Genomic DNA, 14,742 nt, shown 5'->3' on the forward strand with positions numbered 1-14,742 from the left:
AATGACAAAAGAAAAAGTATTAGAAGTTAAAAATTTGCATGTCAATTTCCACACTTACGCTGGAGATGTGAAAGCGATTCGTGATGTTTCTTTTGATTTGGAAAAAGGACAAACTCTGGCGATTGTTGGTGAGTCTGGTTCTGGTAAGTCTGTAACAACAAAGACTTTGATGGGTTTAAATGCCAAAAATGCTGTGATTCCAAAGGGAGAATTATTGTTCAAGGGGCGTAATCTTCTGGACCTTAAAGAAGAAGAATGGCAAAAAATTCGTGGGAATGAAATTTCGATGATTTTCCAAGATCCGATGACTTCTCTTGACCCAACCATGCGTATTGGTAGACAGATTGCTGAGCCGATGTTGAAACACAACAAAGGGATGAGTAAGGATGATGCGATGAAACGTGCCTTGGAATTGATGCAACAAGTAGGAATTCCAGATGCGGAGCAACACATCAATGATTACCCACACCAATGGTCAGGCGGGATGCGCCAACGGGCTGTTATCGCTATTGCGCTTGCTGCTGATCCTGAAATTTTGATTGCGGATGAGCCTACAACGGCTTTGGACGTTACGATTCAGGCTCAAATCATGCATATGATGGCAGAGTTGCAAGAACGGATTAACTCATCAATCGTGTTTATTACGCACGACCTCGGTGTTGTTGCTGGTTTTGCTCATAAAGTAGCGGTAATGTATGCTGGGGAAATTGTAGAGTACGGAACGGTTGAGGAAATCTTTTATAATCCGCAACATCCTTACACTTGGGGACTTTTGGACTCTATGCCAACGGTTGATTCAAGTGTGGATCGTTTGGTTTCGATTCCAGGGACGCCGCCAGATTTGTTGAATCCGCCTAAGGGAGATGCTTTTGCGGCACGGAATAAATTTGCTTTGGCAGTTGATTTTGAAGAAGAACCTCCTTATTTTGAAGTTTCACCTACTCATTTCGCTAAAACGTGGCTTTTGGATCCACGAGCACCAAAGGTGACGCCTTCTGATAATATCTTGGCGCGCTGGAAACGCTGGGAAGAATTGAAAGGGGAGCTTTGATGGCTGAACGTAAGAAAGTAATTGAAATTAAAAACCTTGATTTGACTTTTAATAAAGGCAAAAAAGGAGCGAATAAAGCAATCAACAATGTTTCTTTGGAGATTTTTGAGGGAGAAACGTTTGGGCTTGTTGGTGAGTCGGGGTCTGGTAAGACAACGATTGGTCGTGCTATCTTGAAACTTTATGATAACTTTATCACAGGAGGAGAAATTCTTTTTGAAGGTAAAGATGTTCGTAACTTAAAAGGTTCAGAATTGCGGGATTATCGTTCTGAAGCGCAAATGATTTTCCAAGATCCACAGGCTTCATTGAATGGCCGGATGCGTGTGAAAGATATTGTTGCTGAAGGGCTTGATGCCAATGGTTTGGTCAAAAATAAGGCTGAACGTGATGCGCGTGTTCTAGAGCTCTTGCGCTTGGTTGGTTTGAATGACGACCATTTGACGCGGTATCCTCATGAGTTTTCAGGTGGACAACGTCAACGGATTGGGATTGCGCGAGCTTTGGCTGTAAAACCGAAGTTTGTTGTGGCAGATGAACCGATTTCGGCTCTGGATGTTTCGATTCAGGCGCAGGTTGTCAACTTGATGAAAGATATTCAAGCTAAGGAAAATCTGACTTATTTGTTTATTGCTCACGATTTGTCAATGGTTAAGTATATTTCTGACCGAATTGGCGTGATGCACTGGGGGAAAATTTTAGAGGTTGGGACTTCTGATGAAGTTTATAATCATCCTATCCATCCTTATACAAAGAGCTTGCTGAGTTCTATTCCTTCTCCTGACCCAATTTCTGAGCGGGAACGGACACCTATTGTCTATGATCCAACGGCTGAATTGGATGGACAGGAACGTGAGATGCGCGAGATTACACCAGGGCATTTTGTATTTTCAACTGAAGCTGAAGCTGAAATTTACAGAAAAAATGTAAGTTTGTAAGTTGATTTTCACAGAGAAAATGCTGACGCATTTGCTTTGCGTGCTTCGAGTGTCAAATTTGAATCGAAAAAGATTTTTGAGAATCCGTCAGTAATGAGGGGTTCTCTTTTTTCGTGAAAGGCTATGACTTTAGGGTTTGTTAGCATGAGGAGGGGGTTGTTCAGAGACTTCGCTTCTACTATCGAAAATCTATTGGATTTTTGATATAATTAAAGGAAGAATTTTTGCGAGGCTTGGCCAATGTAAGATGAAAATAAAATAATGAAAAATAAGAAAAGAAATTGAGAATACTATGAATTTACAAGAAGAAATACAGAAACGTCGGACTTTCGCCATCATCAGTCACCCGGATGCTGGTAAGACGACAATTACAGAACAATTGCTGAAGTTTGGTGGCGCAATTCGTGAAGCGGGGACGGTTAAGGCCCGCAAAACAGGAAATTTTGCTAAATCTGACTGGATGGACATTGAAAAAGAACGGGGAATTTCGGTTACTTCGTCAGTGATGCAGTTTGACTATGCTGGTAAGCGTGTCAACATTTTGGATACACCAGGGCACGAAGATTTCTCAGAAGATACTTATCGGACGCTCATGGCGGTGGACGCTGCAGTGATGGTAATTGACAGCGCCAAAGGGATTGAAGCACAAACGAAAAAACTTTTTCAAGTTGTTAAACGCCGTGGGATTCCTGTCTTTACTTTCATCAATAAACTTGACCGTGACGGGCGTGAACCGCTGGATTTGTTGTCGGAGTTGGAAGAGATTCTTGGGATCGCTTCTGTGCCGATGAATTGGCCAATCGGGATGGGGAAAAATTTCCAAGGACTCTATGATTTTACACATGGTCGTGTGGAAGTTTATCAGCCTGAGGATGATAAGCGCTTTGTGGAATTTGATGAAAATGGGGAAGTGCCGGCTAGTCATCCTTTGACAAAAAATCCTTTCTTTACTCAAGCTTTGGAAGATGCTGAATTACTTTTGGATGCTGGAAATCAATTTTCAAAAGAAGAAGTGACTGCTGGGCAATTGACTCCCGTCTTCTTTGGCTCGGCTTTGACAAGCTTTGGGGTACAAACTTTCTTGGAAACCTTCTTGGACTATGCACCAGAGCCACATTCGCATAAAACAGTAGATGAGGAAGAAATTGAACCTTTGAATCCTGATTTTTCTGGTTTTATTTTCAAAATCCAAGCGAATATGGATCCGCGTCACCGTGACCGAATTGCTTTTGTGCGGATTGTCTCTGGTGAATTTGAGCGCGGCATGGATGTGAATTTGGTGCGTACAGGAAAGAAAATGAAGTTGTCAAATGTGACACAGTTTATGGCAGAATCTCGTGAAAATGTGGAAAATGCGGTAGCTGGGGACATTATTGGGGTTTACGACACAGGGACTTATCAGGTCGGTGATACGCTGGCAACGGGCAAATTGAAAAAAGCTTTCGAGCCTTTGCCAACCTTCACGCCAGAACTTTTCATGCGTGTTCAAGCGAAAAATGTCATGAAACAAAAATCTTTCCAAAAAGGGATTGAGCAATTGGTTCAAGAAGGAGCCATTCAGCTCTACAAGGCTTACACGACTGGCGATGTCATGCTTGGTGCTGTGGGGCAATTGCAGTTTGAAGTGTTTAAAGATCGTATGGAGCGGGAATACAGCTCAGAAACAGTCATGACGCCAATGGGCTCAAAAACGGTGCGTTGGATTAGAGAAGAAGATTTGGACGAAAAAATGTCAAGTTCACGCAATATTTTAGCGCGTGATCGCTTTGACCATCCGTTGTTCTTGTTTGAAAATGAATTTGCGATGCGTTGGTTCAAAGATAAGTACCCCGATGTTGAATTGTTGGAACAATTTTCCGTTTAAAAATGCAGAGAATTCGCTGACGCATTTGCGTCAGTGAATTTTTATTGAGAGAAAATGCTGACGTAAATTTTTACTGGAAAAATGCTTTTTTGGAAGCTTTGAAATTGATTTTAATTTACGTCAGTAAGTTTTTTTATGAAAAAAAATAAAAAAATTAAATGGCGTAAGCATTTTCAGAGAAAAAAGTGTGTTATAATAGATAAGTTACATCAGGCGAGTCACATAAATTTCGCCTGGAACAAGGGTTTCGTACCCTGTAATAAAAATTTTGGCGTGGGAACACGCAGTAGAAAAAATAGGTAAATAATGAAATTTAGTGAACTCGGTCTGTCAGAAGGAATCGTAAATACACTTACAGAGATTGGTTACGAGCAACCAACTCCAATCCAAGAACAAACCATTAAATTGGCGCTTGAAGGGCGTGACGTTCTTGGTCAAGCACAAACAGGGACTGGTAAAACAGCAGCATTTGGTCTTCCAACGATTGAAAAAATCAATGCTTCAAATCCAGCAATCCAAGCGCTTGTCATTGCTCCAACTCGTGAACTTGCCGTTCAGGGTCAAGAAGAGCTTTTCCGTTTTGGAAAATCAAAAGGACTTAAAGTCCGCACTGTTTTCGGTGGTTCAAGCATTGAAAAACAAATTAAAGGCCTCAAAGCTGGTGCGCATATCGTTGTAGGTACACCAGGACGTTTGGTGGACTTGATCAAACGTAAAGCAATTAAATTGGATCAACTTGAAACTTTGATTCTTGATGAAGCAGATGAAATGCTCAACATGGGATTCTTGGAAGATATTCATTTTATCATTGAAAAAACACCAGAAGCTCGTCAAACATTGCTTTTCTCAGCAACAATGCCTGCTGACATCAAAAAAATTGGTGTGAAATTCATGAAAAATCCTGAACACATCAAAATTGCAGCTAAAGAAATGACGGCTGACCGTATTGATCAATATTTTGTAAAAACAAAAGAATTTGAAAAATTTGATGTTTTGACTCGTTTGCTTGATGTTGAACGTCCAGAACTTGCCATTGTTTTCGGTCGTACAAAACGTCGTGTTGACGAATTGATTCGTGGGCTTAAACTCCGTGGTTACCGTGCTGAAGGAATGCACGGCGACTTGGATCAAAACAAACGTTTGGCTGTTTTGCGCGATTTTAAAGCAGGACACATTGACGTTTTGGTGGCAACTGACGTTGCAGCACGTGGACTTGACGTATCTGGCGTAACTCACGTTTATAACTATGATATTACTCAAGACCAAGAAAGCTACGTTCACCGTATCGGTCGTACCGGTCGTGCTGGTAAATCTGGTCGCTCTGTGACTTTTGTTTCTTACAATGAAATGGGCTACTTGCGTGCCATTGAAAAATTGACAAACAAAGAAATGAAAGGCTTGAAACCACCAACAAAAGAGGAAGCTTATGAAGCCTCACTTTCTGTTGCGATGGACGACGTTTTGCGTGATTTGACAGATGAAGCTGGTAAAGCAAAATTGGCTAAATTTGACAAACAAGCTGAAAGTTTGTTGGAAAAATTTGACGCTAAAGAATTGGTAGCTCTGCTTCTCCAAGGACGCGTCAAAGACCCAGACAATCAAGAAGAAGTCAAAATCACAGCTGAACGCCCATTGCCATTCAATGGTGAAGGTAAAGGCTTCAACAAAAAAGGTAAAGGCGGCGGCGGACGCTATAAAGGCCGTGGAAATGGCGACCGTGACGGCAATCGTGGTGGATACCGTGGTAATCGTGATGGTAAAGATGGCGAACGCGGTGGAGATCGTAAACGTAATTGGAAAGATCGCGATGACAATCGTGGAGGTTACCGTGGAAAACGCGATGACCGTCGTTTCGATGACCGCAAAGCTGGCGAAAAAACACCACGCAAACGCACAACAGGCACTGAAAAATCAGCTGGTTTTGTAATGCGTAGCCGTGGCGATAAATAAGCACTAAACATGAAAAATACTGATTTATGTCAGTGTTTTTTCTTTTCGTCAGAAAAATCTCTACTGTTTTTAGATTTCGTCAGTAAAATTTCACAAGCAAACCAAAGATTTGCTTTCAAAAGCCAGATTTTATGCTATAATAGCGCTATGACAAATAACAAATTTAAATCAGGTTTTGTGGCGATTTTAGGTCGTCCAAATGTTGGTAAATCAACATTTATGAACCACGTGATGGGGCAAAAAATTGCCATCATGTCTGACAAACCGCAAACAACACGAAATAAAATTCAAGGGATTTACACGACTGAAAATGAGCAAATTGTTTTCATTGATACCCCAGGAATTCACAAACCACACAATGCTTTGGGTGATTTCATGGTGCAATCTGCTTACTCTACTCTGCGCGAATGTGATGTCGTTTTGTTCATGGTAGCTGCTGATGAGCCACGTTCAACGGGTGAAAACATGATCATTGAACGTTTGAAAAAAGCTGAAGTGCCAGTTATTTTGGTGGTCAATAAAATTGACAAAGTTCACCCTGATCGTCTTTTTGAAACCGTTTCTGATTACACTTCACAAATGGAATTTGCGGAAGTTGTCCCTATTTCAGCCAAAGAAGGCAACAATACTGAGCGACTTTTGAGTACTTTGTCTGAAAAATTGGACGAAGGCCCTCAATATTTCCCAGAAGATCAGATTACCGACCATCCAGAGCGTTTCTTAGTTTCCGAAATGATTCGTGAAAAAATCTTGCTTTTGACGCGTGAAGAAGTACCGCACAGCATTGCTGTAACTACTGATCAAATGACGCGTGATGAAGAAACAGGAAAAATTCACATCATGGCAACCATCATCGTTGAGCGTAAGAGCCAAAAAGGAATTATTCTCGGCAAAGGTGGCGATATGATTCGCAAGATTGGTAAAATGGCCCGCCGTGACATTGAAATCATGCTTGGTGATAAAGTTTATCTTGAAACATGGGTCAAAATCAAGAACGATTGGCGTGATCGCAAAATGGATTTAGCCGATTTTGGTTACAATCGTGATGATTATATGTAAAAAAAAATAGCGTTTTTTCGCTATTTTTTTATTTTATTATGAAATTTACAGATAATTGTGGTATAATATTGAAAATTATATATTTTGAAATAATTGAATTTGCCTCCTGAAGTAATGAAAATGTAGTTTGAGCGCTGTTATCAAAGCTCGAACTGCTAATTTTCTAATTTCAGCGCAGTCAGATTCAGATTTGGGGGAGAGATTATGTGTGGCTTTTTGTTTATGGAATCATCTGATTTGACAGTGGCGGAGTTCAAGGGCAATTTGCAGTTGATTGAACATCGGGGACCCGACGATTTACAGCACGTCCGCGATACTTTGGGCAATGATTTTGGCTTTTGTCGCTTGTCAATCATGGATTTGTCAGACTTGGGTCGCCAACCTTTTGGGTTAAATGGCAAACGTTTGATGTGCAATGGTGAAGTCTATAATTTCTTAAGTTTACGCAAATTTTTGGAAACCCAAGATTACAAATTTACGGGCGATTCCGACTGTGAAGTGCTTTTGCCTCTTTTTGAGGTCATGGGTATTGAAACAATGGTCAAGATGTTGGACGCTGAGTTTGCCTTTGTTCTGGTTGATGAAAATACTGGTGAAATCTTTGCCGCCCGTGATCCTTTTGGTATCCGCCCACTTTTTTACGGGTACAATAAAGCGACAGGGAAAATTTCGTTTGCCTCAGAAGCCAAAGCTTTAGTGTCAACTTGTGAAAAAATCACCCCATTCCCACCAGGTTATTATTTTGCGAATGGGGAATTTCATGTTTATAATGACATTGCAGATGTTTCTGGCATTGTTGAAGAACCCTTAGCAGAAATCTCAGGTCATATTCGCCGCAAATTGGAACGGGCAGTTAAAAAACGTCTGCACGCCGATGCACCGATGGGTTATCTCTTGTCTGGTGGCTTGGATTCATCATTGGTCTGTGCCATTGCCGCCCGCGAATTGGAACAGCCCATCAAAACGTTCGCAATTGGAATGGAAACTGATCCAATTGACCTCAAATACGCTCGTGAAGTTGCCGATTTCTTGCGAACTGATCACACGGAAGTGCTGATGACCAAAGATGACGTGCTTGGTGCGCTTAGAGATGTTATTTGGCACTTGGAAACTTGGGATATTACGACGATTCGAGCGTCCATTGGGATGTATTTGATTTGCAAATATATTCATGAAAATACAGATTTGAAAGTTTTGATGACTGGCGAAGTGTCTGACGAGATGTTTGGCTACAAGTACACGGACTTTGCGCCGTCAGCATCTGCCTTTCAAAAGGAAGCACAAAAGCGAGTACACGAGCTTTATATGTATGATGTGCTACGCGCTGACCGTTGCCTAGCTGCTCATTCCTTGGAAGCGCGGGTTCCTTTTGCCGATTTGGATTTTGCAAGTTATGTGATGTCGATCAATCCAAGTCGAAAACTCAATACTTATGGCAAAGGAAAATACCTTTTGCGCCATGCTTTTGAGGGAACAGAACTTCTGCCAGATGAGATTTTATTCCGGGAAAAAGCCGCTTTTTCCGACGCTGTTGGCCACTCTATGGTCGATTATTTGAAGGCATATGCTGAAGAAAAATATTCGGACGAAGACTTGTCAAATGCGGCACAGAAATATCCGAGCCACACACCGTTTACTAAAGAATCCCTGCTCTATCGCGAAATTTTTGAAGAGTTTTATCCAGGATATAATGATTGGATTCTTGATTTTTGGATGCCAAATCGAGAATGGGTAGGTGCAGAGGTGAACGATCCATCAGCACGTGTCTTATCGAACTACGGCGATTCAGGAAAATAATTTTGGAATCAAACGTCAAAATTTTTCAGTAGAAAATGGTAAAATAGTCACTGACAACTTTCGTCAGTGATTTTTCTGTCAGCGAATTTGCTGACGAAAATATTTTTCAAATCCGTCAGTAATTACTCTGACGAAAGGACAAAAGATAAGCTAAAAAGAGCCTAAAAACAGGCTGAACGCTTCTGAAAGGAGAAAAATGCCAGAATTACCAGAAGTTGAAACCGTCAAAAGAGAGCTAGAAAAGCATCTCCTCAATCAAAAAATTATTGCTCTAGAAGCCACTTATCCTCGAATGGTTTTGACAGGTTTTGAAAACTTGCAAAAAGAGCTGACGGGACGTACAATTACAGGGCTTTCTCGGAGAGGGAAATATTTGATTTTTGAGTTTGCTGATGAATTTCGACTCATTTCACATTTGCGGATGGAGGGCAAATATCGACTGGCAAATCTTGGAGAAATCAGTCAAAAGCATGATCATATCGCTGTGAAATTTGCTGATAAACAGTTGGTTTACAATGATGTCCGCAAATTTGGCACATGGGAGTTACTCGCGGCAGAGCAGGAAGACGCCTATTTTTTGTCGAAAAAATTGGGACCTGAGCCGACATATGCTGACTTCGACTGTCACATCTTTGCCGAAAAATTACAAAAATCCAGCAAAAAAATCAAACCCTTTTTATTGGAACAAAGTTTGGTTGTAGGTCTGGGAAATATTTATGTGGACGAAGCCCTGTGGCGCGCTCAAATTCATCCAGAAACACAGGCGAATCATTTGACCAAACTCGAAGTCCAAAGCCTGCATACGGCCATAATTGAGCTACTTCAAGAAGCAATAGAACTTGGTGGTTCAAGCATCAGGACTTATAGCGCACTTGGTGAACCTGGGCGAATGCAAGAAAAACTGCAAGTCTACGCAAAGACAGGAGATCCTTGCCCCCGCTGTCTGACACCTATTCAAAAAATAAAAGTTGCCGGTCGTGGCACACATTTTTGTCCAAAATGTCAGCAAAAAAGGCTCTAATTTAGGAGTCACTAAAAAAGTAAAAAAATTGGTGACATTTTGCAAATAAAAACGTATAGATAAGGTGTAAGGGACTTATAAAATGTCTTGAAAAATGCTATAATTAAACAATAAATAAAGAATAACGGAGAAAAAATTTGGCAACAAAGAAAAAAACAAATTTTGATGATATTACCAAAAAATACGGAGCAGAACGTGATAAAGCCTTGGCGGATGCGTTAGCGCTGATTGAGAAAGACTTTGGAAAAGGGTCACTCATGCGTCTTGGCGAAGCGGCCAACCAGAAAGTATCTGTAGTGAGCTCAGGTTCCCTAGCCCTCGATATCGCATTAGGTGCAGGTGGCTATCCTAAAGGACGAATTGTAGAAATTTACGGCCCAGAATCATCTGGTAAAACGACCGTTGCTTTGCACGCTGTAGCTTCTGTCCAAAAAGAAGGCGGCATCGCAGCTTACATTGACGCTGAAAATGCTCTTGATCCAGAATATGCTAAAGCACTCGGTGTTAATATTGATGAACTTTTGCTTTCACAGCCTGACTTTGGTGAACAAGGCTTGCAGATTGCCGAAAAATTGATCACGTCAGGAGCGGTAGATCTTGTTGTTATTGACTCTGTCGCAGCGCTTGTGCCAAAAGCGGAGATTGACGGAGAAATTGGTGATAGTTCTGTCGGACTTCAAGCACGGATGATGTCACAAGCAATGCGTAAACTTGCTGGACACATCAATAAGACAAAGACAACAGCTATTTTCATTAACCAATTGCGTGAGAAAGTAGGAGTTATGTTTGGATCGCCTGAAACAACACCTGGCGGTCGTGCGCTCAAATTCTATGCCTCAGTTCGTCTGGACGTTCGTGGTTCAACTAAAATTGAAGAAGGGTCTGGTGATAATAAGACTCAAATCGGTAAGATTACCAAACTCAAAGTTGTTAAAAATAAAGTGGCACCGCCTTTCAAAGTTGCGCTCGTAGACATTATGTTTGGTGAAGGAATCTCCAAGACAGGAGAACTTTTGACAATCGCTGTTGACGAAGGCATCATCAAAAAATCAGGCTCATGGTTTGCTTACAATGATGAAAAAATTGGCCAAGGATCTGAAAAAGCTAAAGCTTATCTTAAAGAACACCCAGAAGTTTTTGATGAGATTGACCACAAAATTCGTGTTGCGCATGGTCTTCTTGATGAAGAACCAGAAAGCAACCCAGCTCCTGAAGTAGAAAAAGCTCCCAAAGGGAAAGCAAGTAAAGCTAAGAAAGCAGAAGATGTACTTCCAGAAACAGAAGAAATCGAACTTGAGCTTGAAGATTAAGTAAGAAAAAAACAGCTGATTTACTCAGCTGTTTTTGGTTTTCTAAGAACACTGATAATCCCGAAAAAGATAATCCAGAGCACAGAACCAATAGCTGGCACTCGAGTGTCTTTAAAGAAGAATAATGAGATAAAGATCAAGCTAAAACCCAGAATTGCCAGCGGCACCACAAATTTTGCTGCTGGAAGGACAAAGCCAGTCGCATCAAAATCTTTTGATTTTCGATAACGGAGATAAGAAACCAGAGTAATCACATACACAATCAAAAAGAGATTAGTTGCCACGCTCGTAATAAAGACAAAAGCGTTAGAAATCGCTGGAATCATTGAGAAAAATGGTGTAATCATGATGAGCAAAGCAGTAAAAAGTAGGGCGTTGAGCGGGATATTAGCCTTGGAAAATTTTGTAAAAGGTTTTAAAAGCTTATCGCCATTGATTACTGAGAGTGAGTAAAGGTTTCGCGTTGTTGAAAAAAGACAAGAATTAAGTGCAGAAGCAGCGGAGGTCAAGACCACGAAGTTGATTAAAGCAGCTGCCCATTTTATTCCAATCAGTTGGAAAATCGTGACAAATGGAGATTTATCAGCGGGAATATCTTGCCAATGGTAGATGCTCATGATTGCAAGCAAAGCCCCAATGTAAAAGAGAATGATTCGGATTGGAATTTGGTTGATTGCTTTTTTCAAAGTTGGTTTTGGATTTGCCGTTTCAGCAGCGGTCATTCCAATGAATTCCATGGCAACGAAGGCAAACATGACCATTTGAAAGCTTTCGAAAAATTTAGACAGTCCATTGGGGAAAAATTGGAAGCCGTTTGTGATATTACTTAAGCTGACTGTATCAGTTCCTGATCCTGTTTTATAGTGGGTGAAAATAAGGATGATGGCTGTCAAAATCAAACCAACAATCGCCACAATTTTGATCATACCAAACCAGAACTCTGTTTCTCCGAAAAATTTTGAATTGAGTGTGTTAAGCGCCGTCAGCAAAAGTAAGACAAAGACTTCACTTAGCCAAATTGGCAACTGAGGTAACCAGAAATTGATATAAGTTCCAATCGCTGTCAGCTCGGCCATTGCTACAAAAATAACAACAAGCCAGTAAGTCCACTGAATAAAATAGCCTGTTTTTGATCCCATATAGCGAGAAACAAAATTCAAAAAAGAATGTTGCGAGGGATCTTGATAAAGCATCTCACCAATGGCTCGCAAGAGAATGAACATCAAGGCACCAATTGCTAAATAGACAAAAATAATCGAAGGGCCAGTTAGACTGATTGATTTACCAGCGCCTAAAAATAATCCTGTCCCAATTGTTCCAGCAATTGCAATAAGCTGAATATGTCGATTTTGCAAACCGCGCGTGGCTGTTTGCTTTTCTGTATTTTCATTTGTTTTCATATTATAATTATACCTTTTTTTTATGAAATTTTCATCGGCTACTCAACACTAGCGCTTGACTATATTTTCTTAAAACGAGAAAAGAGTCCAAAAGCAATTGTCCAAACAACAGCGCCAACTGCTGGATAGAAAGTATCTGAATTGAAAAAGAGAGAAAGGAAAACGAGCGCAAAGATGAAAGTAACAAATGGAATAGTCAGCTTTGCTTTTGGTGTTAAAAAGCCATTCTTATCAAAATCAGCGGATTTGCGATATTGCCAAAAACTATAAAGGGTGATAAAGTAAACAACTAAAAAGAGATTCGTTGTACAAGAAGCGGCAAAATCAAAAGCATTTTTAATTTGGGGGATTAAGGTTAAAACAGGAGCGAAAAGAGATAGAATGACAGCCATGTAGAGGGCATTGATGGGAATGCCTGCTTTAGAAAGCTTGGTAAAAGGAGTCAAACGTCCCTTGTCGTGCTGTTTGGAAAGAGAGTACATATTACGAGTGGCTGAGAAAAGCGAGCTATTCAACGCTGAGGCAGCAGAGGTCAGAACGACAAAATTGACTAAAGCTGCGGCCCATTTGATGCCGATAAGCTCAAAAACCATAACAAATGGCGATTTGTCAGCAGGAATATAATGCCAGTCAAAGATGGCCATAATTGCTAACAAAGCTCCAACATAAAAGAGTAAAATACGTACAGGAATTTGGTTGATGGCTTTAGGTAAGCTTTTACGAGGATTGACCGTTTCAGCGGCAGTCATTCCGATAAATTCCATAGAGGTGAAGGCAAACATGACCATTTGTAAAGCCCCAACGTAATTCCAAACGCCATTAGGGAAAAATTGAAAATGGGTAAAAATATTGCTCAAAGAAACGGAGCCAGTAACAGATTTTCCTGATAGGACAGTAGTATAGCTGAAGTGTCCAAAGCCAAGAATGATGGCAGTGGCAATCATTCCTAAGATGGCAGCGACTTTAATCATGGCAAACCAAAATTCGGTTTCACCAAAGAAGCGAGCGTTCAAGGTATTTAGGCCAAAAAGGAGGATAAGCATGACAATTTCAATCAGCCACAGTGGAACTTGTGGGAGCCAGAATTGAATGTAGGTGCCAATTGCTGAAAGTTCGGAAATACAAACGAAGATGATGACTAGCCAATAAGACCATTGAGTAAAGTAACCTGTCCGCACCCCAGCGTATTTTGTCACAAAGTTGAGAAAAGAATGTTGTGTAGGATCGCGATAAAGCAGTTCTCCGATTGCTCTGAGAAAGAAAAACATCGCAATCCCGATAATAATATAGGCGAAAATAATGCTAGGACCGGACATTTTAATGGTTTTTCCAGCACCGAGAAACAGTCCTGTCCCAATCGTTCCCGCAATTGCAATCAGTTGAATGTGGCGGTTTTGTAAGCCGCGCTGTTGTTGTGGTTCTTCCATAGAAACCTCTTTTCTAATTTTTCTGACTATTGTTGAATAAATTATATAATATTATAACAATTCAGCTTTATAATTGCAAGCAGAGTTCAAATTTTTCATTTTATTGAATAAAAAAAGCTTGTTTTTAAATTTTTTTATGAAAAAAGCAAATCGTTTTCATAAAAAGCAAATTGTTTTCGCATGTGAGATGATAAAGGGTGGAAGTTAGGTCAAAGGGTGTGCTATAATAGATTTATGTTAATCATTGATCAAAATTTAGTGGAAATAGATGATTTATTGGACAAATTGGTCAGTGCTTTTGCGCAACTTTCTGAAGTTGAGGCTTATAGGAAGGCACGGGCTGAGTTTTTGTCAGATGCGACCTTGCAAAAAAAGGTACAGATATGGAACGAAAATAAGGAATTTATACCTTTTCGGGCGGATTTGCGCGCTTTGCAACAGGAAATCAATCGGAACGAGAAAGTCTATGCACTACGTCTTGCTGAGAATGACCTTCAGCAGATTTTGTCAACATTGACTCAAAAAATAACACAAGGAATTTCTGAGCATATTTATGTGGATGAACATTTACCTTTAAAAAATTCAAAAGGAGGACATCATGGACGACATCATGGACAAAAAAGAAATTCGGCCACTTGAGGTGCCAGAGCGTGTGGCAATTTATGTCTATTGTCATTCCTATAAAGGGGCACGACAGCTGGCGAGGTTTGGTGATGTGATTTACACAAGTTCAAAATCTCATTATAGCTTACTGTATGTTGAAGATAACGAAGTTGCTGAATTAGTGAAAAAATTAGAGGAATTAAAGTTTGTGAAAAAAGTGCGCGTGGGTCGGCTCAAAGCACTCAATCAAGATTTTTCTGGTGCGTTTGCCAAAACGAATTTGGAAGTAAAAGAAGCACTAGAGAAATTATCATGAAACAGT

General features: G+C 40.5%; 12 protein-coding genes. 10 read left to right on the forward strand and 2 right to left on the reverse strand.

All coding sequences use genetic code 11. The features are described 5' to 3' along the window. Position 1: 1 nt before the first annotated feature. From EQJ87_RS10065 to recA, 8 genes are all read left to right on the forward strand, one after another. A complete protein-coding gene (locus EQJ87_RS10065) occupies positions 2-1,051 on the forward strand; it encodes an ABC transporter ATP-binding protein (protein ID WP_130124458.1) in 1,050 nt (349 codons plus the stop codon). Continuing rightward, the gene (locus tag EQJ87_RS10070; protein ID WP_190289075.1) at positions 1,051-1,989 is read left to right on the forward strand and encodes an ABC transporter ATP-binding protein; all 939 of its coding nucleotides are present in this window, start codon (positions 1,051-1,053) and stop codon (positions 1,987-1,989) included. Before EQJ87_RS10065 ends, EQJ87_RS10070 begins: the two co-directional genes overlap by 1 nt. A gap of 292 nt (positions 1,990-2,281) precedes the next feature. Continuing rightward, positions 2,282-3,853, forward strand: a complete 1,572-nt coding sequence (locus tag EQJ87_RS10075) for a peptide chain release factor 3 (RefSeq protein WP_130124460.1) — start codon at positions 2,282-2,284, stop codon at positions 3,851-3,853. 306 nt (positions 3,854-4,159) lie between these two features. After that, complete coding sequence (locus tag EQJ87_RS10080) at positions 4,160-5,803, forward strand: DEAD/DEAH box helicase (RefSeq protein ID WP_130124461.1); 1,644 nt, start codon at positions 4,160-4,162, stop codon at positions 5,801-5,803. A 147-nt stretch (positions 5,804-5,950) separates the two neighbouring features. Then, positions 5,951-6,862, forward strand: coding sequence for a GTPase Era (gene era / locus EQJ87_RS10085; protein ID WP_130124462.1), 912 nt, complete (start codon positions 5,951-5,953; stop codon positions 6,860-6,862). 204 nt (positions 6,863-7,066) lie between these two features. Beyond that, on the forward strand, positions 7,067-8,659 hold the full coding sequence (gene asnB, locus EQJ87_RS10090) for an asparagine synthase B (protein WP_130124463.1): 1,593 nt from the start codon (positions 7,067-7,069) through the stop codon (positions 8,657-8,659). Between the two features lie 196 nt (positions 8,660-8,855). Continuing rightward, positions 8,856-9,680: a DNA-formamidopyrimidine glycosylase gene (gene mutM, locus EQJ87_RS10095; protein ID WP_130124464.1), complete on the forward strand. Its 825-nt coding sequence runs from the start codon at positions 8,856-8,858 to the stop codon at positions 9,678-9,680. A gap of 137 nt (positions 9,681-9,817) precedes the next feature. Beyond that, positions 9,818-10,990, forward strand: a complete 1,173-nt coding sequence (gene recA / locus EQJ87_RS10100) for a recombinase RecA (RefSeq protein WP_130124465.1) — start codon at positions 9,818-9,820, stop codon at positions 10,988-10,990. 20 nt (positions 10,991-11,010) lie between these two features. Here recA and EQJ87_RS10105 read toward each other — a convergent pair whose 3' ends face one another. Then, positions 11,011-12,390, reverse strand: a complete 1,380-nt coding sequence (locus tag EQJ87_RS10105) for an amino acid permease (protein ID WP_130124466.1) — start codon at positions 12,388-12,390, stop codon at positions 11,011-11,013. A gap of 59 nt (positions 12,391-12,449) precedes the next feature. Next, the gene (locus EQJ87_RS10110; protein ID WP_130124467.1) at positions 12,450-13,817 is read right to left on the reverse strand and encodes an amino acid permease; all 1,368 of its coding nucleotides are present in this window, start codon (positions 13,815-13,817) and stop codon (positions 12,450-12,452) included. A 234-nt stretch (positions 13,818-14,051) separates the two neighbouring features. Between EQJ87_RS10110 and EQJ87_RS10115 the strand changes: the two genes are divergently transcribed. Both EQJ87_RS10115 and EQJ87_RS10120 read left to right on the forward strand, forming a co-directional pair. Continuing rightward, positions 14,052-14,456, forward strand: a complete 405-nt coding sequence (locus EQJ87_RS10115) for a YlbF family regulator (protein WP_130124468.1) — start codon at positions 14,052-14,054, stop codon at positions 14,454-14,456. Continuing rightward, complete coding sequence (locus EQJ87_RS10120; RefSeq protein WP_130124469.1) at positions 14,416-14,736, forward strand: DUF2129 domain-containing protein; 321 nt, start codon at positions 14,416-14,418, stop codon at positions 14,734-14,736. The genes EQJ87_RS10115 and EQJ87_RS10120 overlap by 41 nt, the downstream gene beginning before the upstream one ends. Positions 14,737-14,742: the final 6 nt, after the last annotated feature.

The sequence above is a fragment of the Lactococcus sp. S-13 genome (assembly GCF_004210295.1).
GTDB lineage: Bacteria > Bacillota > Bacilli > Lactobacillales > Streptococcaceae > Lactococcus.